At 71.4% G+C, this 25,513-nt stretch carries 22 protein-coding genes; 15 read left to right on the top strand and 7 right to left on the bottom strand.

The window, feature by feature from the left end:
* Positions 1 to 81: 81 nt before the first annotated feature.
* The 4 genes from ACGF5O_RS44225 to ACGF5O_RS44210 all read right to left on the bottom strand — a co-directional run bounded on the left by ACGF5O_RS44225 (position 82) and on the right by ACGF5O_RS44210 (position 3,199).
* The gene (locus tag ACGF5O_RS44225) at positions 82 to 456 is read right to left on the bottom strand and encodes an ectoine synthase (RefSeq protein ID WP_393815608.1); all 375 of its coding nucleotides are present in this window, start codon (positions 454 to 456) and stop codon (positions 82 to 84) included.
* A 95-nt stretch (positions 457 to 551) separates the two neighbouring features.
* On the bottom strand, positions 552 to 776 hold the full coding sequence (locus tag ACGF5O_RS44220; RefSeq protein ID WP_393815607.1) for an acyl carrier protein: 225 nt from the start codon (positions 774 to 776) through the stop codon (positions 552 to 554).
* Positions 734 to 2,260 (bottom strand): AMP-binding protein, encoded by a 1,527-nt coding sequence (locus ACGF5O_RS44215; protein WP_393815606.1) that lies wholly within the window; start codon positions 2,258 to 2,260, stop codon positions 734 to 736. Before ACGF5O_RS44215 ends, ACGF5O_RS44220 begins: the two co-directional genes overlap by 43 nt.
* A 489-nt stretch (positions 2,261 to 2,749) precedes the next feature.
* Entirely contained in the window at positions 2,750 to 3,199 is a 450-nt protein-coding gene (locus ACGF5O_RS44210) for a MarR family winged helix-turn-helix transcriptional regulator (RefSeq protein WP_393815605.1), read from the bottom strand.
* A 218-nt stretch (positions 3,200 to 3,417) separates the two neighbouring features.
* On the opposite strand from ACGF5O_RS44210, the gene ACGF5O_RS44205 reads away from it, so the two are divergent.
* The 4 genes from ACGF5O_RS44205 to ACGF5O_RS44190 all read left to right on the top strand — a co-directional run bounded on the left by ACGF5O_RS44205 (position 3,418) and on the right by ACGF5O_RS44190 (position 5,529).
* On the top strand, positions 3,418 to 3,906 hold the full coding sequence (locus tag ACGF5O_RS44205; RefSeq protein ID WP_393815604.1) for a nucleoside deaminase: 489 nt from the start codon (positions 3,418 to 3,420) through the stop codon (positions 3,904 to 3,906).
* On the top strand, positions 3,903 to 4,559 hold the full coding sequence (locus tag ACGF5O_RS44200) for a DsbA family protein (RefSeq protein ID WP_393815603.1): 657 nt from the start codon (positions 3,903 to 3,905) through the stop codon (positions 4,557 to 4,559). The genes ACGF5O_RS44205 and ACGF5O_RS44200 overlap by 4 nt, the downstream gene beginning before the upstream one ends.
* A 165-nt stretch (positions 4,560 to 4,724) precedes the next feature.
* Positions 4,725 to 5,045, top strand: a complete 321-nt coding sequence (locus tag ACGF5O_RS44195; RefSeq protein WP_351716761.1) for an SMR family transporter — start codon at positions 4,725 to 4,727, stop codon at positions 5,043 to 5,045.
* A 52-nt stretch (positions 5,046 to 5,097) separates the two neighbouring features.
* Positions 5,098 to 5,529 (top strand): DMT family transporter, encoded by a 432-nt coding sequence (locus tag ACGF5O_RS44190; RefSeq protein WP_393815602.1) that lies wholly within the window; start codon positions 5,098 to 5,100, stop codon positions 5,527 to 5,529.
* 95 nt (positions 5,530 to 5,624) lie between these two features.
* Here the strand turns inward: ACGF5O_RS44190 and ACGF5O_RS44185 are convergent, their stop codons facing one another.
* Positions 5,625 to 8,294, bottom strand: coding sequence for an FAD/NAD(P)-binding protein (locus ACGF5O_RS44185; protein WP_393815601.1), 2,670 nt, complete (start codon positions 8,292 to 8,294; stop codon positions 5,625 to 5,627).
* Between the two features lie 337 nt (positions 8,295 to 8,631).
* Between ACGF5O_RS44185 and ACGF5O_RS44180 the strand changes: the two genes are divergently transcribed.
* Positions 8,632 to 9,879: an Ig-like domain-containing protein gene (locus ACGF5O_RS44180; protein WP_393815600.1), complete on the top strand. Its 1,248-nt coding sequence runs from the start codon at positions 8,632 to 8,634 to the stop codon at positions 9,877 to 9,879.
* Between the two features lie 36 nt (positions 9,880 to 9,915).
* On the opposite strand, the gene ACGF5O_RS44175 is transcribed toward ACGF5O_RS44180, so the two are convergent.
* Entirely contained in the window at positions 9,916 to 10,443 is a 528-nt protein-coding gene (locus ACGF5O_RS44175) for a WD40 repeat domain-containing protein (RefSeq protein ID WP_393815599.1), read from the bottom strand.
* Between the two features lie 185 nt (positions 10,444 to 10,628).
* On the opposite strand from ACGF5O_RS44175, the gene ACGF5O_RS44170 reads away from it, so the two are divergent.
* Together ACGF5O_RS44170 and ACGF5O_RS44165 are read left to right on the top strand one after the other, a co-directional pair.
* Positions 10,629 to 10,907 (top strand): hypothetical protein, encoded by a 279-nt coding sequence (locus ACGF5O_RS44170; protein ID WP_393815598.1) that lies wholly within the window; start codon positions 10,629 to 10,631, stop codon positions 10,905 to 10,907.
* 1,703 nt (positions 10,908 to 12,610) lie between these two features.
* Positions 12,611 to 14,020 carry a glycoside hydrolase family 16 protein gene (locus ACGF5O_RS44165; protein ID WP_393815597.1) on the top strand — a complete coding sequence of 470 codons (1,410 nt, stop codon included), beginning with the start codon at positions 12,611 to 12,613 and terminating at the stop codon, positions 14,018 to 14,020.
* An 80-nt stretch (positions 14,021 to 14,100) separates the two neighbouring features.
* Here ACGF5O_RS44165 and ACGF5O_RS44160 read toward each other — a convergent pair whose 3' ends face one another.
* Positions 14,101 to 14,997, bottom strand: coding sequence for a helix-turn-helix domain-containing protein (locus ACGF5O_RS44160; RefSeq protein WP_393815596.1), 897 nt, complete (start codon positions 14,995 to 14,997; stop codon positions 14,101 to 14,103).
* Positions 14,998 to 15,142: 145 nt separating this feature from the next.
* On the opposite strand from ACGF5O_RS44160, the gene tkt reads away from it, so the two are divergent.
* From tkt to ACGF5O_RS44120, 8 genes are all read left to right on the top strand, one after another.
* The gene (gene tkt, locus ACGF5O_RS44155; RefSeq protein WP_393815595.1) at positions 15,143 to 17,245 is read left to right on the top strand and encodes a transketolase; all 2,103 of its coding nucleotides are present in this window, start codon (positions 15,143 to 15,145) and stop codon (positions 17,243 to 17,245) included.
* Positions 17,246 to 17,277: 32 nt separating this feature from the next.
* Positions 17,278 to 18,420 (top strand): transaldolase, encoded by a 1,143-nt coding sequence (tal, locus tag ACGF5O_RS44150; protein WP_393815594.1) that lies wholly within the window; start codon positions 17,278 to 17,280, stop codon positions 18,418 to 18,420.
* A complete protein-coding gene (gene zwf, locus ACGF5O_RS44145) occupies positions 18,420 to 19,988 on the top strand; it encodes a glucose-6-phosphate dehydrogenase (protein WP_393815593.1) in 1,569 nt (522 codons plus the stop codon). Before tal ends, zwf begins: the two co-directional genes overlap by 1 nt.
* Positions 19,985 to 20,920: a glucose-6-phosphate dehydrogenase assembly protein OpcA gene (gene opcA / locus ACGF5O_RS44140; RefSeq protein ID WP_393815592.1), complete on the top strand. Its 936-nt coding sequence runs from the start codon at positions 19,985 to 19,987 to the stop codon at positions 20,918 to 20,920. The genes zwf and opcA overlap by 4 nt, the downstream gene beginning before the upstream one ends.
* Positions 20,913 to 22,559, top strand: coding sequence for a glucose-6-phosphate isomerase (pgi, locus tag ACGF5O_RS44135; protein WP_393815591.1), 1,647 nt, complete (start codon positions 20,913 to 20,915; stop codon positions 22,557 to 22,559). The genes opcA and pgi overlap by 8 nt, the downstream gene beginning before the upstream one ends.
* A gap of 1 nt (position 22,560) precedes the next feature.
* Complete coding sequence (gene gnd / locus ACGF5O_RS44130; protein WP_393815590.1) at positions 22,561 to 23,436, top strand: phosphogluconate dehydrogenase (NAD(+)-dependent, decarboxylating); 876 nt, start codon at positions 22,561 to 22,563, stop codon at positions 23,434 to 23,436.
* Positions 23,437 to 23,443: 7 nt separating this feature from the next.
* Positions 23,444 to 24,037, top strand: coding sequence for a histidine phosphatase family protein (locus ACGF5O_RS44125; RefSeq protein ID WP_393815589.1), 594 nt, complete (start codon positions 23,444 to 23,446; stop codon positions 24,035 to 24,037).
* Positions 24,038 to 24,254: 217 nt separating this feature from the next.
* Positions 24,255 to 25,502: an ROK family protein gene (locus ACGF5O_RS44120; RefSeq protein ID WP_393815588.1), complete on the top strand. Its 1,248-nt coding sequence runs from the start codon at positions 24,255 to 24,257 to the stop codon at positions 25,500 to 25,502.
* Positions 25,503 to 25,513 lie beyond the last annotated feature (11 nt).

The following is a 25,513-nucleotide window of genomic DNA, read 5'->3' as shown; positions in this document are numbered from 1 at the left end:
CGTGTGCTGCCTTCCGGTACGTCGCTGGTCGGGGCCGGGGCCCGCGCCGCCGCCTGCGGGGCGGGCCCCGGGTCGCGGAACTCAGTACTGGGAGAAGCCGTCGGGAGACAGCGTGTGCTTCTCGTCGCCGCGCAGGGCCGGGCTGAACACGGATATGAGTCTCAGGTCCTCGTAGTCGGAGGCCACGAGGTAGTGCGCGTCGTTCTCGTCGAGGGCGTAGATGGTGCCCTCGGTGATCTTGTAGCGCTCGCCGGACGCGGTGACGACCTCGCCGGAACCGCCCGTGCAGTAGCAGGCCTCCAGGTGGCGGCGGTACTGCAGGGCGCTCGTGGTGCCCTTGCGGACCACCGTCTCGCACACGGTGAAGCCCATTCCGTCGGCCTCGGTGAGCAGGCGGTGGCTGGTGCCGTTGCCCCACTCGACGGCGGCGAGCTCGCTGGTGCTGCGGACGATCATTCCTGTCTCCTTGTGTGTGAGGGGTGCTTCCGGAGGATCTTTCGAAAGCGCTCCGGAGGTGGTTCCGGGCTTTCCGCGGTAATCCGGGGACCGGCTCAGGCGGCGGTCTTCGCCGCGGTCTCGACGAATGCCGAAATGGCGCCGATGCTGCGGAAGTTGTCCGGGGTCAGCGGAATGTCGTCGATCGGGATCGAATAGGTCCGGGAGAGGTGCGAGACGATCCGGACCACGCCCAGGCTGTCGACCACTCCGTTGTCGATGAGGTCGAACTCGGCGGTCAGATCGGCCGTGTCCTCTCCGTCGAGGAACTCGGCGACCACATAGCCGCGAATTTCGTCCGCCAGGGAGGTCCTGCGGGATTTCCCTTCTGTCGTGCTGCCTTGATGAGGTTGCGGTCGGGTTTTCCGGTGGACGTGCGCGGCAGTGGGGCGTCGCCCACGTGCACCGAGGACGGGATGGCGTGGCGGGGCAGGCGCTCGGCGCTGTGCGAGCGGAGCCTCAGCGAGGTGAGGGAGGTGCCGGGCCGCCGGGTCACCTGGGCGTGCAGCCGGTAGCCGGCCTCCTGGTCGGGGATCGCGACGACGGCGGCCTCGGCGACGTCGGGGTGGGCCGCGAGGACGTTCTCGACCTCCTGCACGTTGGTCCGCACCCCGCGGACCTTGACCTGGAAGTCGGTGCGCCCCCGCAGCCGGTGCAGGCCCTCGGCGTCCCGGGTGACGAGGTCGCCGGTGCGGTAGAAGACCTCGGCCCCGCCGTCGGGGGCGGGCACGAACACCCCTTCGTTGCGGGAGCGTTGCAGGTAGCCGGCGGTCTGGAACGGCGTGGTCACGAGGAGTTCACCGGTGCCGGGACCGTCGAGGACCCGTCCCTCGCCGTCAAGGAGCAGGGCCCGCACCCCGGGCAGCGGCCGGCCGATGGGGGTCTGCTCGCCGGCCGCCGCGGGGTCTGCGTCGTGGATGAAGCTGTCGTTGGTCTCGGTGCACCCGAAGACGTTGTGGAAGCCGGCGCCGGGAAAGGCCGTGCCGAGCTGTCGCAGCAGTGCCTCGGGCAGCGCGTCGCCGGTGAAGACGACCGTGCGGACGGCGGGATGCACGGCACCGTCCTGGACGAGCAGCCGGTGCAGCATCGGCACGCCCTGGACGAAGGTGACCCCGTGCCGGTCGGTGAGGTCCTGGAGGTGACGGGCGTCCGCGCTGGACTCCTGCTCGACGAGGACCGTGCGGGCGCCCAGCCGCAGCGCGGTCCACACGTCGAGCAGGGAGAGGTCGAAGTTGAGCGGTGCGTAACTGAGCAGCGTGTCCTGCCCGGTGAGGCCGAACCGGCCGGCCGCCCAGTCGGCGAACCGGTCGAAGCCGTCGCCGGGGATCGGCACGATCTTCGGCGTGCCGGTGGAGCCGGAGGTGGTGAGCAGCAGGGGCGTGGCGGCGGGGTCCGCGAAGTCGAAGTCCCCGGCGGCCTGTTCGTCCGGCGTGACCGGGGCGGTGTCGAGCACCCCCTGGGCGCCGACGGTCAGCGTCCGGGAGCACCGGGCCTGCGCGGCGAGCGTCGCACGGGCGGCCGAGCCCAGTTCGGGTGACGGTGCCAGGACCGCGTAACCGGCCCGGAAGGCGCCGATGAGCAGGGCGATCGTCTCGGGCGTCTTGTGCGCGGGCACGCACAGCGGCTGCCGCCGGTCGAGCCCGAGCCCGTCCAGGGCGGCGGCCAGTTCCTCGGCGAGGCCGACCAGTTCGCGGTACGTCACCTGCCGCTCGCCCCGGATCAGGGCCACCTGGTCGGGCCGGCGGCGGGCGTGGGCGGTGAGCACGTCAAAAAGGCCTGGTGATGGCATATTTTCCCCCAGTTCATGCACCTGTCCATGTGAAAGCGGCATGCCAAGGAGGGTGACGGCGCCAGAGCCGCGCCGTGGAATCCGCGGAGCCCGGCAGCCATCAGCTCGGCCGGCTCCGCATCACTCCCCCGTGATCGATCCGCGACTAACCGTACAGGCGATGCATGCAGAGTCAAGCATGTAAATGTTCCTGCAATCAGTGATGCACATCACCGGCCATCAGGCATATGAGAGCGTCAAGTTTGCTTGATGAACTATGTGTTTCGGGCCGTTGAAACGGCTTTCGCCAAGGTGTCGCAGCGCTTAAGGAAGAGGGCTCCGCGCGGAGCCGGGCGTTCACCCGGACACGGGCCACCAGGAGCGGACGGGAGCCGAAACGCCGAAAGCCGTCCCGGAGGACGGCTTTCGGCAGGGGGTTTCAGCGGGTTCCGGGCGGGCGCGGCCGGACGGGTGCGACGGCGGCGCTCAGAGGGCGCTGCGCAGCGCCTGGACGGTACCGGCCAGCTCGGCGGTGCCGCCGGCGGTGTTCAGCGCCGCGCTGAGCACCTCGGAGTAGGTGCCGCGCGCGTCGGCGTAGCGCCGCCTGCCGTCGTCGGTGATGACGGCGTAGACGCCGCGCTTGTCGTCGGGACACAGGTCCCGCAGCGCGAAGCCGGCCGCGAAGAGCCGCCCCACCAGGCGCGTCACCGAGCTCTGCCCGAGCCCGACCTTGTCGGCGAGCTCCTGCATGCGCAGCTCGCCGTCCTCGGCCTGGACGAGACACTCCAGGGCCCGGAACTCGGAGAGGCCTATGCCGTGCCGGCGCTGCAGGGCCTGGGTCAGCTGACGCTCCACGTGCGCGTGCAGGGCGAGGACCCTCCCCCACATGGCCTGGTCGGACGAGGCGGCCGACGCGTAGGTGATCGTGGTCGTCATGGGCAGCTCCCTCTCAGGCGGCGCGTTGACAACAAGATACATGTTCATGCAAGCTTTAGTCGTCCACTCAATCCATCCAGTGGATCTTGTGCACTCCAAGAATATGCACGTACAAACAACTATCGAGGGTCTCATGCCCGGCACCAACGCGTCCAAGGGCTCCGCCCGCCCGTTGCGCTCCGGCTCCGCATGTCCACGGTCCGAGTCGAGGAGCGATCATGTCCCCTTCAGAGATCCCGGAGAGCGAGCTGACCGAGTACGCCCGTGAGGCGGTACGGATCAGCCGCGAACACGTCGCCCGGGGCGGCATCCCGTTCTCGGGTCTGGTGGTCGACGGCGGCCAGGTTCTCGGCACCGGCTTCAACCGGGTGCACGAGGACGACGACCCCACGGCCCACGCGGAGGTGGTCGCGCTGCGGGAGGCCGCCGCGAAACACGGGCTGCACGCCACCGCCGGGGCCACGCTGATCGCCTCCGGCGAGCCCTGCGCCCTGTGCTACATGGCCTCGCTGTACTTCAGGGTCGGCCACATCGTCCACGTGGCCGACCGCAGGACGGCCGCCCGGTACGGCTTCGACTACTCGGGGTCGTACTCGATCTTCGCCGAGGATCCGGCGGCCTGGCAGATCAAGGTCACCTCGCTGCAACTCCCGGAAGGGACGCAGCCGTTCGAAGACTTCCTCACCCTGAACCGGAGGCGGCCGTGACCGGCACGGAAACCAGCGGGGTCGGCATCAGGGTCTGGTCGGACTTCGTCTGCCCGTTCTGCATGCTGGCCGAGGGCCCGCTGCACGAGGCCACCCACGACCTCGACGTCGAGATCGAGTGGATGCCGTTCGAACTGCGGCCCCACCCCACCCCGACGCTGCGGCCGGAGGACGAGTACCTGCCCGCGATCTGGGCGCGTTCGGTCTATCCGACGGCCCGCCGGATGAACGTGGACATCACCCTGCCCACCGTCTCGCCGCAGCCCTACACCCGGCTGGCGTTCGAGGGTTACCGGTACGCGGCCGAGCACGGCAGGGGCGCGGAGTACACCCCGCGGGTGCTGCGGGCCTTCTTCCAGGAGAACCGGGACATCGGCCGGCTCGACGTGCTCGCCGCCATCGCCGCCGAACTGGGCCTGGACGAAACCGCTTTCACCTCGGCCCTGACGGACGGCACCTACACCGAGGCCCACCAGGAGGCGCTGCGGACCGCGGCGGCGTACCGCGTCTCCGTCGTCCCCACGCTCGTCGTCGGCGAGCGCCACCGCATCGAGGGCGTCCCCACCGCGGCGCAGATCCGCAAGGCGGTGCTCGACACCCAGGCCGAACAGGCCGTCGCCCGCGGTGCCGCCTGCGGCATCGACGGCTGCTGACGACCACCGACGGCTGCCGACGGCTGTGAACGGCCGCTGTCCCCGCGGCGGGATTCCCGGCACCGGGCCGCCGCACCACCCCCTCACGTCCCGGCACGCCACCACCGCACGTCCCGGCGGACCACCGCTCGGTCGCGCCGTGCCCATCGAACGAAAGGAAAGCCCATGCAGTGGCTCTACCTCGCCATCGCGGACATCTTCGAGATCACCGTGGCCATCGCGGCCGGCAAGGCCGAAGGCTTCAAGAACCGCAAGTGGACCGTGGTGACCCTGCTCAGCGGTGCGATCGGGACCTACTTCCTCAGCAAGGCCCTGCTGACCTTCAACGTCGGTGTCGGCTACGCCATCTGGACGTCCGTCGCCGGCGTCGGCATCACCCTGCTCGGAGCGGCGGTCTTCGGCCAGCGTCTGGACTGGCGCAAGGCCCTCGGCATCGCCGTGATCATCACCGGGGTCGTCGGCCTGCAGCTCAGCGGTGCCGCCTGAGGAACCCCCGCCGTCGCCGGACCCCCCATTCCCTGTGAAAGGACGCACTCCCATGACCGACACCGGCCGCTCCTCGGCCAACGCCTGGCTCGTACTTCTCCTCGCCGGAGGGTTCGAGGTCGGCTACGCGCTCTCCGTCGGCGGCAGCCACGGCTTCACCCGCCTGACGTGGTCGCTGGTCGCCGTCGTGTTCTTCCTGCTGACGCTCTGGGCGCTGAGCGTCTCGCTGCGCACCATCGACGTCGGGATCGGCTACGCCGTCTGGGCCGGCATCGGCTCGGCCGGTGCGGCGCTGCTGAGCCCCGTCTTCTTCGACGAGTCGCTCACCCCGGTCCAGGCCCTGTGGCTGGGCGTCATCATCGTCGGCGTGGTGTGGCTCAAGCTCGCCGACCGGCCGCAGAGCACCCCCGAGGCCCTCGACGCCGCCCAGGGCACCCGGACGATCGACGCCCGGCCGCAGGAGAGGCAGGGCGCGGAGCGCTGAGCCGGCACGCGGCGCCGAGCAGGGTCCGGGCCGTCCCCGCCGACCGGCGGGGACGGCCCGCGGCCGGGGTGGCAGCCACCCCCGGTCCCGTCCGCTCAGGAGGCCAGCCCCGCACGCAGCCGCCGGTCGCGCGGGGCCCGGGTGCGGTCGAGGCGGGCGTCGAGCAGTCGCCGGGCAGCCTCGCACCGCCCGTCCGACACCAGGGCGTACAGCAGGGTCTCCTCCACCACCTCCCGCTGGGCCGCGCTGCCGCCGACCCGGCGCAGCACCGGCAGCAGCGCGTCGAGGCCCCGGGCCGCCTCGTGGAACCGCTCCTCGACGAGCGCGGCGAACGCCTCGCACAGCGGGGCGACCACCTCGCGCTGCACCTCGTCGGCGCCGGCCGCGTGGTCGCGCAGCCGGCGCAGCGCGGCCAGGTCCCCGGCGGCGGTGAGGGCGACGGCCGCGTGCAGCGCGGTGAACGCGGTCTGCGGGCGCTCCAGTACGTCGCGTTCCACTGCCTCCAGCACCCCCGCGACCGGGAGGTCGCCCGGCCAGCTGTCGCTCACCCGGGCCCGCCACAGCAGCGACCCGGAGTCGACCAGGGCCCGCACCCCGCTCACCACCCGGCCCGGCGCGAGCTGCGCGAACCACCGCCGGCGGACGGCGGCCGGGTCGTCCAGGGCGAGTTCGTGCAGGGCGATGTGCCAGGAGAAGTGCGCCCGGTGCACCGCGCCCCGGCCGCGTCCGGACACCCAGCCGTCGAGCCAGTCCCGGCCCGCCTCGTGCGCCCCGGACTCGTAGTGGACGTGCGCCAGGGCGTGCACCGCGTGCCCGGAGGCCGGCTCGGCGGCCAGCGCGCGGTGGGCCAGCTCGCCCGCCTCGTGCAGCCGGCCCTGTTCCTGGCGCAGGAAGGCCAGCAGCGAGGTGTGGAACCAGTGCCCGTCGTACGCGGGCGAGGTCAGGTCGAGCAGCCTGAGCGCGTCGTCGTCCTGGAGGTCACTGACCCCGGAGAACGCGATGGTCGGCACGGCCGCCGCGAGCGCCAGTGCGTCGCCCCGGTGCCCGCGCAGGTGCCGTACGAGCGCCTCGTCGCCGTCGTCGCCGGTCACCCGGCGGGTGATCACGTCCACGAAGGACCGCTCGCGGTCGTCCGCGCGTTCGCGGGCGCTGCGCTGGGCGTCGGCGAGGGCCCGCGGCACGTCGACGGCGGCGGCGCACTCGTGGCCCAGCAGGGCGAGGGCCGCGTGGCCGAGGGCGAAGCCGGGGTCAAGGGCGACCGCGCGGGCGAAGGCGTCCTCGGCGCCCGAGCGCACCTTGAGCACCCGGTCGAGGCCGCTGCGGTAGGCGGCGGCGGCCTCGGCGTGCGTGGACAGGGGCAGCCCCTGTCCGTCGACCGGCCTTCGCGCGCCGCGCCGGCGCTCCGGGAGCGGCAGCAGCCGCTGGGCCAGTTCGGCGGCCTGGACGCGGATCTCGGGGATCGCCGTGGTCTCCCACAACTCGCCCCGGCGCGGGGCACCGAGCGTGAACAGGGCTCCGGTGAGGCGGCCTTGGGCGTCGGCGAGCTGTCCTTCGCGGGTGGCCACGCCCATGCCCAGCGGGCCGGGGGCGGCCAGACCGGCGGCGAACAGGGCCTGCCACAGCGGGGTGTCGGGGCGGCGGCCGGGTCCGGTGCAGTCGATCACCCAGCCGACGTGCAGCACCTGCCCGTCGGACAACTCGACGGCGAGGGTGCCGTCTTCGGCGGCCGAGACGCGGGCGACGGTGCCGGTGCGGACGTGCAGGCGCCGTGCGGTGCGGGCGCGGGAGACGTGTTCGGCGGTGGCAGGGGCCATGCGGTGGCGGTGGGTGTTCCACAGGGCGCCCTCGCGGGCCAGGAACTCCTCGCGCTCCTCGGGGGTGAGGCTGCGCCACAGCCGGGCGGTGTGCGGGCGGAGGCTGTCCAGGCCGGGGCGCCAGTCGCCGTGGGTGCGGACCGAGCGGCTCACGTGGCGGTAGACGGCGCGCCGGAGCCGGCCGAGCGAGGTGTCGTCGAGGCCGTCGGGGGCGGGCATGGTGCCGGCCGGGCCGAGGGCGTGCGGCTGGGGCAGCAGCCCGCTGCGGGAGAGCGCGTGCACGGTGCGGCCGGGGCGGTCGAGGGTGAGGGCGAGGTCGACGGCGGTCAGGCCGGTGCCCACCAGGAGGACGTCGTCGGGGCTGTCCCGGACGGGGTCCAGGGCTTCCGGCGCCCACGGGGCGGCGACGAAGCGGGGCGAGGTGCGCAGGGCGGGCGGGGCCCAGCCGGCACTCGCCGCGGCGGGTCCGGTGGCCAGGACCGCGCTGTCCACCGCGAGGGGTCCCCCGTCGGCGAGGTGGAGTGCCACCCGGCCGTCGGGGGTGCCGGTACAGCTCTCCGCGAGGGTGCGCAGCCGGCGTACGGCGACCGTGCCGTGGGCGCGGACGACGGCCTGGCCGAGGGTGTCGGCGAGGTAGGCGCCGTAGCGGTAGCGGGTGGCGAAGTCGGCGCCGGTGACGGCGGGTTCGCCGTGGCGGCAGAGCCAGCGGACGAAGTGCCCGGGGTCGTCCGGGTAGGCGCTCATGTTGCCCGCGGGCACGTTGAGCCGGTGCCGGGGGTCGCGGGTGGCGTAGGCGGTGCCGCGGCCCGCCTCCGGGGCCGGGTCGATCAGGACGAGGTCGAGCGGAGTCCGGCGGCGGTGCGCCGTCTCGCAGAGCTGGACGGCGGTGAGGGTGCCCGCCGCCCCCGCTCCCACGATGGCCACGTTGTGCCGCTTGCGGACGTCGGTCACGGAATACCTCCGGCGGGTCGGCTTACTGCTTCTGCTCTGTTCCGAACTGTTCCGAACTATTCCGATCGGGTAGGTGGGGAAGCCAGGCCGGGCAGGTGATCTCACCGGAAACTCAGGCCGCCGGCCGGGCGTTCATACTCTGTTCACGATCGGCGGGCGGGGCAACCCGGGTTCCGGCCGACTCGCCCCGGTCCGCGCCGGATTGACCGTGACCGCGCGGGGTGGCCTTCCGGCTCCTCATCGGAATCTCAGCGGGCACCCCCGTGATTCAAAGGAGCCACCCATACAACCGGCGCAGGATGCCCTGACACAGGTGGACAAGTCAGGAAGGCGTGTCGTGGGCGTCCAGCACATATCGAACGGGTCCGGACGGCAGCCGGGGAAGTGGTCCCGGCGCGGGATCCTCGCGGTTCTCGGCGCGGTGCCCGCGGGGGCGGCGCTGGCCGGATGCAGTTCCTCCGCGGACGCCTCGGCCACCACCGGCGGCAAGGGTGCCACGGCCTCCGCGAAGTCCGCCACCAAGAAGGCGACGATCACGGTCACACCCGTCTCCGGCACCACGAAGGCCGACTTCACCGCCCCGGTCGAGGTCACGGTGGCCGACGGCACGCTGGCCTCGGTGACCGTCGCGGGCAACGACGGGTCGACGCTGGCGGGGACCTTCGACGACGCGAAGACGAAGTGGACGTCGGCGAAGAACCCGTACTCCGGCACGAAGTACACGGTGACGGCGAAGGCGCAGGGCGCGACCGGCGAGACGGTGGCCACCTTCACCACCAAGTCCCCCGGCGAGACGTTCATCGGCTACTTCACCCCCGAGGCGGACTCCACGTCCGGCGTCGGCATGCCGGTGTCGATCAACTTCACGCACGCGGTCGCGGACCGGGCGGCGGTGCAGAAGGCGATCACCGTGACCGCCGAGCCGGAGGTCGAGATCGTCGGGCACTGGTTCAGCGACACCCGGCTCGACTTCCGCCCGGAGACGTACTGGGCGTCCGGCACCAAGATCACCCTGAGCCTCGACCTGAAGGACGTGGAGGGCTCGGACGGCGTCTACGGCGTGCAGTCGAAGGACGTCACCTTCCACATCGGCCGCGAGCAGATCTCCACCGTCGACCTGTCGGCCAAGGAGATGGTCGTGAAGCGGGACGGCGCCACCCTGGCCACCTACCCCGTCTCGGGCGGCAACGCCCAGCACACCACCTGGTCCGGGATCATGGTGATCAGCGAGCGGTTCAAGCAGACCCGGATGGAGTCCTCCACGGTCGGCCTCGGCGACGAGTACGACATCTCCGACGTCCCGCACGCCCAGCGGCTGACCACCTCCGGCACCTTCGTGCACGGCAACTACTGGGCGTCCACCTCGGTCTTCGGCAGCCAGAACACCAGCCACGGCTGCGTCGGCCTGCACGACGCCAAGGGCGCGAACGACTCCTCCGTGGCGGGCTACAAGTTCTACGAGAGCTCGATGCTCGGCGACGTGGTGATCGTCAGGAACTCCGGCGAGAAGACCGTCGAGGCCTCCAACGGCCTCAACGGCTGGAACCTGTCCTGGGCGGACTGGAAGGCCGGCAGCGCGGTCTAGCCCCGCGCCTTCCGGAGGCCGGCTGCCCGGCGTAGGTCAGCCCAGCCTCCACAGGCCCAGCCGGTGGTCGAGGGTGGCGGCCAGCATCATGCCGTCCGGGCTGTACGCCACGGTTCCCGAGACTTCGGTCTGCCCGTCGAAGCGGGTGGTGAGCTTTCGGGTGGTGAGGCCCCACAGCAGGATCAGTCCGTCTCCCGTGCTGCCGGCCAGGGCTCTGCCGTCCGGGCTGAAGGCAATGGAGTCCACTCCCTTCCGCGGGGTCGTGGTGTAGCCGACGGGATCGACCAGAGTGGCGATCCCGGAGTGCGTGACGGTGTCCCACAGCGAGATCGTCGCGTGCAGGTTGCCGCAGGCGAGGATCGTGCCGTCGGGGCTGAAGGCCAGGGAGACCACGCCCACGGGGTCGATCTCGGTGTCGGTGAGGGTGGCTGCCTTCGTACGGGTGGCGACGTCCCACAGTGTCGTGGACGTGCCCTCGGCGGTGGCCAGGATCGTGCCGTCCGGGCTGAACGCCAGATCTCTGAGTACGTCGAGGCCCACCGCGGTGGGTCCGCTGAGGGTCACGGTCTTCTTCAGGGTGGCGCTGTCCCGGAGCGAGAATCCGGGCGCTGCCGTCCTCGGACACCACGACGACTCCCGATCCGTCGTGCTGCCACGGCGTCGCCCCGTACGGGCTCGGCGGCGGTTCCTGCACCGTACGGAGGCCGGCGCCGGGCGGGTCGAGCCCCTGGACGTCGAGCGTCCCGCCGTTGCCGTCGACGACCGCCGCGGAGCGGCCGTTCGCGGACACGGAGACACTCGGCCCCCGGCACCCGAAGCAGGAGACCGGGATGTCGGCCCGTGCCTGCGTCGCGATCCGGGAGTACTGCGCCAGGTCCCACAGGCTCAGCACGTCTCCCGAGGCCGAGACGAGTCTGCTGCCGCTGTTGCCGAGGAAGGCGAGCGCGCCGGGAGAGACCTTCCCCGCCCCGGACAGGACGACGGGATCGGACGGCGTCGTGCCCGCGGCAGCGGTCCGTGACACGTAGACGCTGCTGCCGACGGCCGCGGCGGCCCACGAACCTCCGGCACTGAGGGCCAGCGCCTCGGGGTGACCTGGCTGGGTCGTCGCCCGCAGAGACGGCTTGTCGATGTCGGGCGAGCCTTCGGACGGCCAGATCGGGAGGGGGGACGTGGCGTTGCTGTAGGTGAAGTAGCTGCCGTCGGGGGCGAGCGCGGAGCCCGAATTCCGGTTGCCGAAGCCCACGTGGCTTCCCCCTGTCCGGGTCGTACCGGGCAGGGCGACCCGCTCCCAGATGCCGTAGTCGTCCGCGAAGGCCACCACGTGGTAGTCGCTCGGGTAGGCGATGGCGGTCGGCCCCCCGGTCATGTCCTTGAGGGTGAGGTGCGTCGTGCCCCCGTGGTCCGGTCGAGCACCCACAGCACGGGGGGAACGCCGAACGCCGGGGCCTTCGTCGCCACGGTGACGAAGCGTCCGGAGGGGACACCCCGACCGCCGTGGGCTGTTGTCCGCGGGGGATGAGCGGAGCCGTGGCCGGCTGCCCGGCCGCCCAGAGACGGATCGTGCTGTGGTCGATGGCGGCGACGGTGCCGCCGTCCCAGTCGGCCGCTACCGCGGTGACGGGTCCGGGCAGGCGGCCGAGCCGACGCCCCCTGCCGATCGCGGTCCCGTCGACCGGCCATTGCTCCACCGCACCGTCCCGGGTACCGGCCAGAGCGACCCGACCGTCCGCCGAGTCCGACAGCGCGGAGACCGGCCCGCTCGCCTGCGCACTGCCGGCCAGGTGAGGGCTGGCGGTGACCGCCCGGAAGAGCGCCTGACGGGTCAGCGAGTCGGGGTGGTACCGGTATGCCCGGACCGCGAACAGTTCCGCAAGGCCGGTATCGCTCTGGAGCAGGCTTCGTGCCACGTCGGCGAGTTGATGGGCGGTCGTCAGCTGTTGCTTGGCCACGGAGTCCTGGTGCTGCACCACCAAGTTCGCGCAGGACCAGTGCGAAGGCGGCGCCGAGCGACGGGCCCTCGATCCGTGCGGGAGGCAGGGGTTCGTCGGACACGACGATGCGCCACAGCACGCAGCGGCCCGCACGCCTGGGCCCGGCCGCGTTCCATGCATGGCCCACGGAGGCGGCGAACTGCCCGTTCGGGCTGTCCGCTCCCGCCATCGCCCGCGGATCGGGATACAACCCGGCCGGCCCGGCGGGAAGTTCACGCAGTTCCAGAACGCCGGTGACCCCCTGCTCCAGGGCGGCCTCGCCGGGCGGGGCAGACCGTCCGAACACGACGGGCACGCTCACCAGGGGCCGCCCGCGCGGTTCGGCACCCGCCATCAGCAGTGCGGCGACCACCAGCATTCTCTCGGGCCCGGTCGATGCCACGCCCTCGCCTCCGGAGTGCAGGCGCTCGATACGCCCCACGAAGCCGCTCAGCCGTGCGCCCTAGCCATGCTCACATCAATTCCGGTCCGCCACCGGAAGCGTGGACACAATGTCCACGACTGTCACACAACTCGTATGCAGGGCTCCCCCACAGCCGGACCCGCCACGGACCGGATCGCCTTCACTGCGTGAACTCCCCTGTGAAACAAGGAGATTCTTTGTTTTAACTCTTGACGGTCACAGGCACGGAGAGCACATTGGGCCCACTTTGAGAGCGCTCTCAATCGGTCTCGGCCACTCCTGGCGCTCTCGGAGGCCCACCCGCGCACCCCCTCCGTACCCGAGAGGCACCCCCATGAGTGAAACCTCCGGTATACCCCCCGCGGACCACAGACGGGGACGCTCGCTGCGTCGCGCCCTCCTCGCCGCGCTCGCCACCATGGGCCTGGCGGTCGCGGCCGCCACGACCGCCACCCTGCCCGCCAGCGCCTCGGCTCCCTCCGTCCCGTCCGGCTGGAGCCAGGTCTTCCTCGACGACTTCAACGGCACCGCCGGCACCGGCGTCAACACGTCCGACTGGCAGTACGACACCGGGACCTCGTATCCCGGAGGCGCCGCCAACTGGGGCACCGGCGAGGTCGAGACGATGACCTCGTCCACCACCAACGTCGCCCTGGACGGCAGCGGCAACCTGAAGATCACGCCGGTCCGGGACGCGTCCGGCAACTGGACCTCGGGCCGGATCGAGACCACCCGCACCGACTTCCAGCCCCCGGCCGGCGGCAAGCTGCGCGTCGAGGCCCGCATCCAGATGCCGAACGTCACCGGCGACGCCGCCCTCGGCTACTGGCCGGCGTTCTGGATGCTGGGCGCGCCCTACCGGGGCAACTACCAGAACTGGCCCGGCGTCGGCGAGCTGGACATCATGGAGAACGTCCAGGGCCTGAACAAGGTCTGGGCGACCATGCACTGCGGCACCAACCCGGGCGGCCCCTGCAACGAGACGACGGGCCTGGGCAATTCGACCGCCTGCCCCAACACCACCTGCCAGTCCGGCTTCCACACCTACACGATGGAGTGGGACCGTTCGGTGAGCCCCGAGGCGATCCGCTTCTACGTCGACGGCGTCAACTACCAGACGGTGACGGCCAGCCAGGTCGACGCCACCACCTGGGCGAACGCCACCAACCACGGCTTCTTCGTGATCCTCAACGTGGCGATGGGCGGCGGCTTCCCGGCCGCGTTCGGCGGCGGCCCGACCAGCGCCACCGAGTCCGGCCACCCGATGGTCGTGGACTACGTCCAGGTGCTGTCGGCCAGTGGGAGCGGTACCACCACCCCGCCGACCGGCAACCGGGACGCCTACAGCGCCATCCAGGCCGAGTCCTACGACAGCCAGTCCGGCGTCACCGCCGAGACCACCACCGACACCGGCGGCGGCCAGGACATCGGGTACGTCTCCAACGGCGACTGGGCGCTCTACAAGGGCGTGAACTTCGGCTCCACGGCGGCCACCCAGTTCTACGCGAGAGTGGCGAGCGGCGCGGCCTCCGGGGTGAGCGGCCTGGTCCAGGTCCGGCTCGACAGCCCCTCCAACTCCCCCGTCGGCAGCTTCTCGGTGGCCAACACCGGCGGCTGGCAGACCTGGACGACGGTCCCGGCCAACATCAGCTCGGTGACGGGCACCCACGACGTCTACCTGACCTTCAGCAGCGGCCAGTCGGCGGACTTCGTGAACGTGAACTGGTTCGACTTCGGTCACTGACACCGGAGTACGCAGGAACCGGGCGGACGGCGCCGGGGGGATCCCCTCCGGCGCCGTCGCGCTGACCCGGCCCGGCCGGGTCAGCGCAGCTCCGCCCGGAACGCCACCGGGGTCTGCCCGGTGTGCAGGTGGAAGAACTTGGAGAAGTTCGCCGCGTCCGGGAAGCCGATCGCCGCGCCGACCCGGCCGATCGGGAGGTCGGTGTGGGCGAGGAGGCGTTTGGCCTCCAGGACGACCCGCTTGTCGATGAAGCCCTTGGGGGTCTCCCCCGTGGCGGCGCGGACCGCGCGGACCAGGGTGCGGCGGGAGTAGCCGAGGGCGTCGGCGTAGGCACTGACGCTGTGGTTGGCGGCGAAGTCCTTCTCCACCGCGTCCCGGAAGAGGGTGAAGGTCGTGTCGGCCTGGCGGCGGGCCGCCTCCGCCGAGCTGGCCGCGAGATGGGCGAGGCGCAGGAGGGACGCCGTCAGGGAGTGCCGCAGCACGGCCGTGTGCAGGCTCAGGGGGAGGGTCGCCGTGTCCTCGTACTCGCGTTGCAGGTGGGCGAGCGACGCCTGGAGCGCGGCGAGCTGCGGGGCGTCGGGGCGGAGCAGGGGCGGCAGGTCGTAGCGGTAGAGGCCGGTCGCCTCGACGGTGGCCCGGGGCAGGAAGCCGGGCTGCATGGTCAGGACGGTTCCGCGGTACTCGCAGGTCCGCGAGAAGCGGTGCACCTGGCCGGGGCGGATCCAGAGCAGGTCGCCGGCGTGTGCCTCGTACTCGGCGAAGTCGATCATGTGGCGGACCGGGCCCCCGGTGAAGAGCATGACCACGTGGAAGTCGATGCGGTGGACGCGTTCGAGGGGGGCGTCGGCGTGCCACAGGCGCTCGGTCCCCATCGGGCCGACCTGGATGCCGACGCCGCCGACGCTCAGATCCACCGGGAAGGGGAAGGTTCTGATTCCGTCACCGTCGCCTGCCCCGTTGGGCGTTCTGTCCGCCATGTCCTTCTCGTGCCGTCCCTGTCGAAGATCCGTGTCCCACTTTCACCACAGGCTGACACACTCCGACCTTCCCTCTCAAAAGTCAGACTTTTACTTTTGAACGCGTCAGGCCAGCCAGAACGCTTCGAACGAGGACTTCTTGAAGATGAGCACGCAGACAGCAGCCGGCTTCGGCGACGGCTCCGACGACGGCTTCGAGTGGACCGACCTCGACCGGCGTGCCGTGGACACCGCGCGCCTTCTGGCGGCCGACGCCGTGCAGCAGGTCGGCAACGGGCACCCCGGCACCGCGATGAGCCTGGCCCCGGCCGCGTACACGATCTTTCAGAAGGTGATGCGTCACGACCCGGCGGACCCCGAGTGGACCGGCCGGGACCGTTTCGTCCTCTCCCCCGGGCACACCTCGCTCACCCTCTACACCCAGCTGTTCCTCGCCGGGTACGAGCTGGAGCTGGACGACCTGAAGGCCTTCCGCACCCACGGGTCCAAGACGCCCGGCCACCCCGAGTACGGCCACACGGCCGGCGTCGAGACCACCACCGGGCCGCTCGGCCAGGGCGTCGCCAACGCCGTCGGGATGGCCATGGCCGCCCGCTACGAGCGCGGCCTCTTCGACCCGGAGGCCGCCGAGGGAGCCTCCCCCTTCGACCACACGATCTGGGCGATCGTCTCCGACGGCGACCTGGAGGAGGGCGTCTCCGCCGAGGCCTCCTCGCTGGCCGGCCACCAGAAGCTCGGCAACCTGGTCTTCGTCTACGACGACAACCACATCTCCATCGAGGGCGACACCGCGACCGCCTTCTCCGAGGACGTCCTCAAGCGGTACGAGGCCTACGGCTGGCACACCCAGCGCATCGAGCCGACCGCCGAGGGTGACGTCGACGTTCACGCCCTGTACGCGGCCCTGAAGTCGGCACAGGCCGAGACCGACCGGCCGTCCGTCATCGCGATGCGCACGATCATCGCCTGGCCCGCCCCGAACGCGCGGAACACCGAGGCCTCCCACGGCTCCGCGCTCGGCGCCGACGAGGTCGCCGCCACCAAGCGCGTCCTCGGCTTCGACCCGGAGCGGAGCTTCCAGGTCGACGCCGACGTCCTGGCCCACACCCACCGGGCCCTGGACCGGGGCGCCGAGGCCCACGCGGCCTGGGACAAGCGCGTCGCCGAGTGGCGGACGGGCAACGAGGAGCACGCGCGGCTCTTCGACCGGGTGGTCGCCGGTCAGCTTCCCGAGGGCTGGGAGGACGCGCTGCCCGTCTTCGAGGAGGGCACGTCGGTCGCCACCCGCGCCGCCTCCGGCAAGGTCCTCCAGGCGCTCGGCCCGGTCCTGCCCGAGCTGTGGGGCGGCTCCGCCGACCTCGCCGGCTCCAACAACACCACCATCGACAAGACCTCCTCCTTCCTGCCGAAGGGCAACCCGCTGCCCGAGGCGAACCCGTACGGCCGCACCGTCCACTTCGGGATCCGCGAGTTCTCGATGGCCGCCGAGATGAACGGCATCGCCCTGCACGGCAACACCCGCATCTACGGCGGCACCTTCCTGGTGTTCTCCGACTACATGCGCAACGCCGTCCGCATGTCGGCGCTCATGCAGCTCCCCGTGACCTACGTCTGGACGCACGACTCCGTCGGTCTCGGCGAGGACGGCCCGACCCACCAGCCGGTCGAGCACCTCGCCGCGCTGCGCGCCATCCCGGGCCTGAACGTCGTCCGCCCGGCCGACGCCAACGAGACCGCGGCGGCCTGGGCCGAGATCCTGAAGAGGCATGCCACGCACCCCGCCCCGCACGGGCTCGCGCTGACCCGACAGGGCGTGCCGACGTACGCGCCGAACCCGGACGCGGCCAAGGGCGGCTATGTGCTGCGCGAGTCGTCGACCGAGACCCCGGAGGTGGTCCTGATCGCCACCGGTTCCGAGGTGCACCTCGCCGTCGAGGCCCGTGACCTCCTGGAGGCCGAGGGGGTCGGCACCCGCGTGGTGTCGATGCCGTCCGTGGAGTGGTTCGAGGAGCAGTCCCGCGAGTACCGCGAGAGCGTCCTGCCGCCGGCCGTGAAGGCGCGGGTCGCCGTCGAGGCCGGGATCGGCCTGACCTGGTACCGCTTCGTGGGCGACGCCGGCCGGATCGTCTCCCTTGAGCACTTCGGCGCCTCCGCCGACGCCGGAACCCTGTTCGCCGAGTTCGGCTTCACCCCCGAGAACGTGGCGGCGGCGGCCCGCGAGTCCCGCACGGCCGCCCGCACCGCCTGATCCACCAGCCAGAATCAGTTCAGTAGAGGAAGATGATCACTGTGACCGAAGCAACCGCCACCGCGGGAGCACTCAAGCGCCTCTCCGACGAGGGCGTCTCGATCTGGCTGGACGACCTGTCGCGCAAGCGGATCAGCACCGGCAACCTCGCCGAGCTCGTCGCGGACCGCAACGTCGTGGGCGTGACCACGAACCCGTCGATCTTCCAGGCCGCCATCGGCTCCGGCGAGGGCTACGAGGAGCAGCTCGCCGACCTCGCCGTGCGGGGCGTCACGGTCGAGGAGGCCGTGCGGATGATGACGACGCAGGACGTGCGGGCCGCCGCCGATATCCTGCATTCTGTATACGATGCGTCACATGGCACGGACGGCCGGGTCTCCATCGAGGTCGACCCCCGCCTCGCCCACCACACCGCCGCCACCGTCGCCGAGGCCAAGCAGCTCTTCTGGCTGGTCGACCGCCCCAACGTGATGATCAAGATCCCGGCGACGAAGGCCGGCCTCCCCGCGATCACCGCGGTCGTCGCCGAGGGCATCAGCGTCAACGTCACGCTGATCTTCTCGCTGGAGCGCTACCGCGAGGTCATGGCCGCCTACCTGGCCGGCCTGGAGCAGGCCGCGGCCAAGGGCCTGGACCTCTCCACCATCCACTCCGTGGCCTCCTTCTTCGTCTCCCGCGTCGACTCCGAGATCGACAAGCGGCTGACGGTCCTCGGCACGGACGAGGCGCTCGCACTGAAGGGTAAGGCGGCGCTGGCCAACGCCCGGCTGGCCTACGAGGCGTACGAGGAGGTCTTCTCGTCCGACCGCTGGACCGCGCCGGCCGCCGCGAAGGCGAACAAGCAGCGCCCGCTGTGGGCCTCCACCGGCGTCAAGGACCCGGCGTACAAGGACACCCTCTACGTCGACGAGCTGGTGGCCCCCGGCACCGTCAACACCATGCCGGAGGCGACGCTCAACGCGACCGCCGACCACGGTGACATCCACGGCGACACGGTGACCGGCGGCTACGCGCAGGCCCGCGCCGACCTGGCGGCCGTCGAGAAGCTCGGCATCTCCTACGACGAGGTCGTGGGCAAGCTGGAGGACGAGGGCGTCGCCAAGTTCGAGGTGGCCTGGCAGGACCTGCTGGACGCCGTCGCGAAGTCCCTGGACAGCAAGGGAGTTGAGGCGTAATGAGCGAGACCGCCAAGGAGGTGCGGGTACCGGCGGTGCCCGCCGCCGACTGGGACAACCCGTTGCGCGACGCGCGCGACCGGCGACTGCCGAGGGTCGCGGGCCCGTCGGGCCTGGTCATCTTCGGCGTGACCGGTGACCTGTCCCGCAAGAAGCTGATGCCGGCGATCTACGACCTGGCCAACCGCGGCCTGCTGCCGCCGGGCTTCTCTCTCGTCGGCTTCGCCCGCCGGGACTGGGAGGACCAGGACTTCGCGCAGGTCGTCCACGACGCGGTGCGCGAGCACGCCCGGACCCCGTTCCAGGAGGAGGTCTGGCAGCAGCTCGCCGAGGGCATGCGGTTCATCCCCGGCGACTTCGACGACGACACCGCGTTCAAGCAGCTGAAGGCGGCCGTCGACGAGCTGGACGGCTCCCGGGGCACCGGCGGCAACTTCGCGTTCTACCTCTCCGTGCCGCCGAAGTTCTTCCCGAAGGTGGTGCGGCAGCTGAAGAAGGTCGGCCTGGCCACCCCGCCGGCCGGGGCCTGGCGACGGGCGGTCATCGAGAAGCCGTTCGGCCACGACCTCAAGTCGGCGCGGGACCTGAACGCGGTCGTGCACGACGTGTTCGATCCTGACCAGGTGTTCCGCATCGACCACTACCTGGGCAAGGAGACCGTCCAGAACATCCTGGCGCTGCGCTTCGCCAACCAGATGTACGAGCCGATCTGGAACCGGTCGTACGTCGACCACGTGCAGATCACCATGGCCGAGGACATCGGCATCGGCGGCCGGGCGGGGTACTACGACGGCATCGGCTCGGCCCGTGACGTCATCCAGAACCACCTGCTCCAGCTGATGGCCCTCACCGCGATGGAGGAGCCGATCGCGTTCGACGCGGACGCGCTGCTCACCGAGAAGCTGAAGGTCCTGAAGTCGGTGCGACTGCCGGACGACCTGGGCCGGCACACCGTGCGCGGGCAGTACGCCGAGGGCTGGCAGGGCGGCGAGAAGGTCATCGGCTACCTCGAAGAGGACGGGATCGACCCGAAGTCGAAGACCGACACCTTCGCGGCCGTCAAGCTCGGCATCGACAACCGCCGTTGGGCGGGCGTCCCCTTCTACCTGCGCACCGGCAAGCGGCTGGGCCGCCGGGTCACCGAGATCGCGGTGGTCTTCAAGCGGGCCCCGCACTCCCCCTTCGACTCCACGGCCACCGAGGAGCTCGGCGCGAACGCGATCGTCATCCGCGTCCAGCCCGACGAGGGCATGACGGTCCGGTTCGGCTCCAAGGTGCCGGGCACCTCGATGGAGATCCGGGACGTGACGATGGACTTCGCGTACGGCGAGTCGTTCACGGAGTCCAGCCCGGAGGCGTACGAGCGGCTCATCCTGGATGTGCTCCTCGGCGACGCCAATTTGTTCCCTCGTCACCAGGAAGTGGAAGAGTCCTGGAAGATCCTCGACCCGATCGAGACGTACTGGGCAAAGCATGGTAAGCCCGCACAGTACGAGTCCGGCAGCTGGGGACCGCAGGAAGCCGACGAGATGCTCGCACGAGACGGACGGAGCTGGCGCAGGCCATGAAGATCGACCTGACCGACACCACGGCAAGCAAGATCAACAAGGCGCTGGTGCAGGGGCGCCGCGCCATCGGCACCCCCGCCGTGGGCATGGTCCTGACGATGGTGATCGTCACGGACGAGGAGAACGCCTACGACTCGATCAAGGCGGCCGAGGAGGCCTCGCACGAGCACCCCTCGCGCACCCTGGTCGTCATCAAGCGGCACGCCCGCACCCTGCGCGACCGCACCGCCTCCCGCCTCGACGCGGAGGTCCGGGTCGGCTCCGAGGCCGGCACCGGCGAGACGGTCGTGCTGCGCACCTACGGCGACGTCTCCGACCACGCCGACTCGGTGGTGCTGCCGCTGCTGCTGCCGGACGCCCCGGTGGTGGTGTGGTGGCCGGTGGAGGCCCCCGACACCCCCTCCAAGGACCCGCTCGGCGCGCTCGCCCAGCGCCGGATCACCGACCTGTACGCGGTCGACCGGCCGATGCAGGTCCTGGAGACCCGCGCCCTGAACTACGCGCCCGGCGACACCGACCTCGCCTGGACCCGGCTCACCCTGTGGCGGTCCATGCTGGCCGCCGCCCTCGACCAGGCCCGGGTCGACGTGACCTCGGCGGCCGTCGAGGCCGAGGCGGACAACCCCAGCGCCGAACTCCTCGCCCGCTGGCTGGAGGCGCGCCTGAAGGTCAAGGTGGACCGCGTGGTCTCCCCGGGCCCGGTCGTCACGAAGGTCCGGCTCGGCACCGCGACCGGCGAGATCGTCATCGACCGCCCCGAGGGCCCCCTGGCCAGCCTGACCCTGCCGGGCCAGCCGCCGCGCACCCTCGCCCTGAAGGTCCGCCCCACCTCCGAACTCATCGCCGAGGAACTGCGCCGCCTCGACGCCGACGAGATGTACGCCATCGCCCTTCGGGGCGAGGCAACCGAGGAGACCGCTTCCCATGCCTGACACCCCCGAGCTCACCCGGCGGCCCGAGTGGGCCGCCCTGGAGGACCACCGGGCCGAAGGACAGCCCGTCCTGCGTGAGCTGTTCGCGGCCGACCCGGCGCGCGCCGAGCGGTACGTCGTACGGGTCGGCGACCTGCACATCGACTACAGCAAGCACCTGATCACGGACGAGACCCTCGCCCTGCTCCAGGAACTGGCCACCGCCACCGGCGTGTTCGGGCTGCGGGACGCCATGTTCCGCGGCGAGAAGATCAACATCACCGAGCAGCGTGCGGTGCTGCACACCGCGCTGCGCGCCCCGCGCGACGCGGTGGTCGAGGTCGACGGCGAGAACGTGGTGCCCGGCGTGCACGCCGTGCTCGACAAGATGGGCGCCTTCGCCGAGCGGGTCCGCTCGGGCGAGTGGACCGGCCACACCGGCAGGCGGATCAGGAACGTCGTCAACATCGGCATCGGCGGCTCCGACCTCGGTCCGGCGATGGCCTACGAGGCCCTGCGCGCCTTCACCGCACGGGAGTTGACCTTCCGCTTCGTGTCCAACGTGGACGGCGCCGACCTGCACGAGGCGACCCGGGACCTGGACCCGGCGGAGACGCTGTTCATCGTGGCGTCGAAGACGTTCACCACGATCGAGACGATCACCAACGCGACCTCGGCCCGCACCTGGCTGCTCGACGGACTGGGTGGCGACGAGAAGGCGGTGGCCAAGCATTTCGTGGCCCTCTCCACGAACGCCGGCAAGGTCACGGAGTTCGGCATCGACCCGGACAACATGTTCGAGTTCTGGGACTGGGTCGGCGGCCGGTACTCCTACGACTCGGCGATCGGCCTCTCCCTGATGATCGCCATCGGCCCGGACCGCTTCCGCGAGATGCTGGACGGCTTCCACCTGGTCGACGAGCACTTCCGCACCGCCCCCGCCGAGGCCAACGCGCCGCTGCTGCTGGGCCTGCTGGGCGTCTGGTACGGCAACTTCTTCGACGCCCAGTCGCACGCGGTCCTGCCGTACAGCCACTACCTCTCCAAGTTCACCGCCTACCTCCAGCAACTGGACATGGAGTCCAACGGCAAGTCGGTGGACCGGGAGGGCCGGCCGGTGCAGTGGCAGACCGGCCCGGTCGTCTGGGGCACGCCGGGCACCAACGGCCAGCACGCGTACTACCAGTTGATCCACCAGGGCACCAAGCTGATCCCGGCGGACTTCATCGGCTTCGCCGAGCCGGTCGCCGAGCTGAGCGGTGAACTCAAGGCCCAGCACGACCTGCTGATGGCGAACTTCTTCGCCCAGACCCAGGCGCTGGCCTTCGGCAAGACCGCCGAGGAGGTCCGCGCGGAGGGCGTGGCCGAGGAGCAGGTGGCCCACCGCACCTTCAAGGGCAACCACCCCACCACGACCATCCTCGCCAGGGAACTGACCCCGTCCGTCCTCGGCCAGCTGATCGCCCTCTACGAGCACAAGGTCTTCACCCAGGGCGCCGTCTGGAACATCGACTCCTTCGACCAGTGGGGCGTGGAGCTGGGCAAGGTGCTCGCCAAGCGCATCGAGCCCGCCCTGACGGAGGGCGCCGACGTGCCCGGCCTCGACCCGTCCACCACCGCCCTCGTCTCGACGTACCGCACGCTCAAGGAAGTGAACTGACATGCAGCTCGGACTCATCGGCCTCGGCAAGATGGGCGGCAACATGCGCGAGCGGATCCGCCGCGCAGGGCACACCGTCATCGGCTACGACCGCAACCCCGACGTCTCCGACGTCAAGAACCTGGAAGAACTGGTCGAGAAGCTCGACGCCCCGCGCGTGGTGTGGGTGATGGTCCCGGCCGGCCACGCCACCCAGTCCGTCGTCGACGAGCTCAAGGACCTGCTGTCCGAGGGCGACACCGTGGTCGACGGCGGCAACTCCCGCTGGACGGACGACGAGAAGCACGCCGCCGAACTCGGCATCAAGGGCATCGGCTTCGTCGACGCCGGCGTCTCCGGCGGCGTCTGGGGCCTGCAGAACGGCTACGCCCTGATGGTCGGCGGCGACAAGCAGCACGTCGAGCGGCTGCACCCGATCTTCGAGGCGCTCAAGCCGGAGGGCCCGTACGGCTATGTCCACGCCGGCAAGGTCGGCGCCGGGCACTTCTCCAAGATGGTCCACAACGGCATCGAGTACGCCATGATGCAGGCCTACGCCGAGGGCTGGGAGCTCCTGGAGAAGGTCAAGTCCGTGGACAACGTCCGCGAGGTCTTCCGCTCCTGGCAGGAGGGCACCGTCATCCGCTCCTGGCTGCTCGACCTCGCGGTCAACGCGCTGGACGACGACGAGCACCTGGACAAGCTGAAGGGCTTCGCGCAGGACTCCGGCGAGGGCCGCTGGACCGTCGAGGCGGCCATCGACAACGCGGTGCCGCTGCCGGCGATCACGGCCTCCCTGTTCGCCCGGTTCGCGTCCCGCCAGGACGACTCCCCGCAGATGAAGATGATCGCGGCGCTGCGCAACCAGTTCGGCGGCCACGCCGTCGAGTCGAAGTAGGTGTGCCGTGGGGGACCTCCTCCTGGTCCGCCACGGTGAGACGGAGTGGAGCGTGTCGGGCCAGCACACCAGCTGGACCGACCTGCCCCTGACCCAGCACGGCGAGGAACAGGCCAAGTCCCTCGCCCCGCTGCTCACCGGCCGGACCTACGCCCTGGCGCTGGCCAGCCCGCTGGACCGCGCCATACGCACGGCCGAACTGGCCGGTCTGACCGGGGTCGTACCAGACCCCGACCTGCACGAATGGGACTACGGCGGCTACGAGGGCGTCACCACGGTGGAGATCCACCGCAGCCGCCCCGACTGGTACCTGTGGACCGACGGCGTCCCGCCGGGCCCGCAGGGCCACCCGGGCGAGTCGCCGGAGCAGATCGGCGCACGGGCGGACCGGGTGCTCAGGAAGGTCGAGACGGCGCTGAACACCGGCACGGGTGACGTGATCCTGGTGGCCCACGCCCATTTCCTGCGCGTGCTGACCGCCCGCCGCCTGGGGCTGCCGCCCGCCGAGGGCCGGCTGTTCCAGCTGGCGACCGGGACGGTCAGCCGGCTCTCCACCGAGCACGGGTGGCCCGTGATCGCCGAGTGGAACAAGCAGCCGTAACGCCTGTCGCGACGGCCCGCCAGTGACAACTGGCGGGCCGTTTTGCCGTGTTGGCTCGCGGCGGCTCGACGGGTGGCCCCCCGGTGGCCGCCGCGCATGTTTCTACGGCCCATTTCCTAACCCCTTGTCGAAAGTCCTGTGAAGCCCATAGCCTGACGCCGCGCCGGTGCCGTCGTACGCCCCGGCCCGGCCGTGACGGGATGGGAGGGGCAGCCGCGTGAAGCGCACATCGCGTGACATCCGCACCGCGAACCGCTACGAGGTGCTGCGCCAGATCATCGCCCGGTCCCCCACCTCCCGGCAGACGCTGGCCGCCGCCACCGGACTGAGCGTCGCCACGGTCGCCACCCTCGTCGGGGAGCTGCTCGACCTCCGGATGATCACTGAGGTCGGCTTCGAGGACTCGGCGGGCGGCCGTCCCCGGGGGCTCGTCGCCGTCAACTCGGCGGGCGGCGCGCTGATCGGTGTCGACATGGCGGAGACGTACGTCCGGGTGGAGCTGTTCGACCTGGGGCTGAACGTGCTGGCCCGCGCGGTGGAGGACATGCGCCCCGGGGAGAGCCGGCCCGAGCGGGCGGTCGGCCAGGTGGCCACGGCCGTCGGCTCGGTGGTCGCCCAGGCCGGCGTGGAAGGCGCCCGGGTGCTGGGTGTCGGGGTGAGCGTGCCGGGCCAGGTGGACCGGGCCACCGGCATCGCCGAGTACGCGCCCAACTGGGACTGGCACGACGTGCCGCTCCTCGGCCTGCTCGCCGAACACATCGCCTACCCCCTCCACCTGGACAACCCGCTGCGGGCGAGCGCGGTGGCCGAGCTCTGGTTCGGGGCCGCGCGCGGGCGTGAGGACGCCGTGGTGGTGAACCTCGGGACCGGGGTCGGCGCCGGGCTGATCCTCGGCGGCGGGCTGTACCGCGGGGTGACCAACAGCGCCGGCGAATGGGGGCACACGACCCTCGTGCTCGACGGCCGGCTCTGCCACTGCGGCAACCACGGCTGCGTCGAGACGTACGTCGGCGCCCCGGGCATCATGCTCAACCTGCGCGAACTCAGCCCCCGCTCCACGCTGATGCACCCCGAGGACCAGACGGCCACGATCGACGCGCTGGCCGACGGGGTGGCCGCGGGGGACCCGGTGGCCGTCAAGGTGGTCCGCGACACCGCCCGTTATCTCGGCGCGGGCGTCGCGGACCTGGTGAACCTGTACAACCCCGAAGTGGTCGTGCTCAGCAGCTGGGTCGCCAGGAGGCTGGGCGCACCGCTGCTCGACGAGGTGCGCGAGGCCGTCCGGCGGCACGCGCTGCGGCGGCCGTTCGCCGCCACCGAGATCGTCCTCTCCCCCGTCCCCACCGACCCGGTCTGCCTGGGCGCGGCCACGTTCGCGCTGGAGGGCGCCCTGCAGTCGGTGGGACAGCGGACCCCGAGACGCACCGCCGGCCCCGCCCGGAGCCGTACCGCACCACCTTCATGACGACGGAAGGG

The sequence above is a fragment of the Streptomyces sp. NPDC048291 genome (assembly GCF_043201715.1).
Lineage (GTDB): Bacteria > Actinomycetota > Actinomycetes > Streptomycetales > Streptomycetaceae > Streptomyces.
Note: the sequence above shows the minus strand (reverse complement) of the source record. Positions and strands in the feature narration are given on the sequence as shown.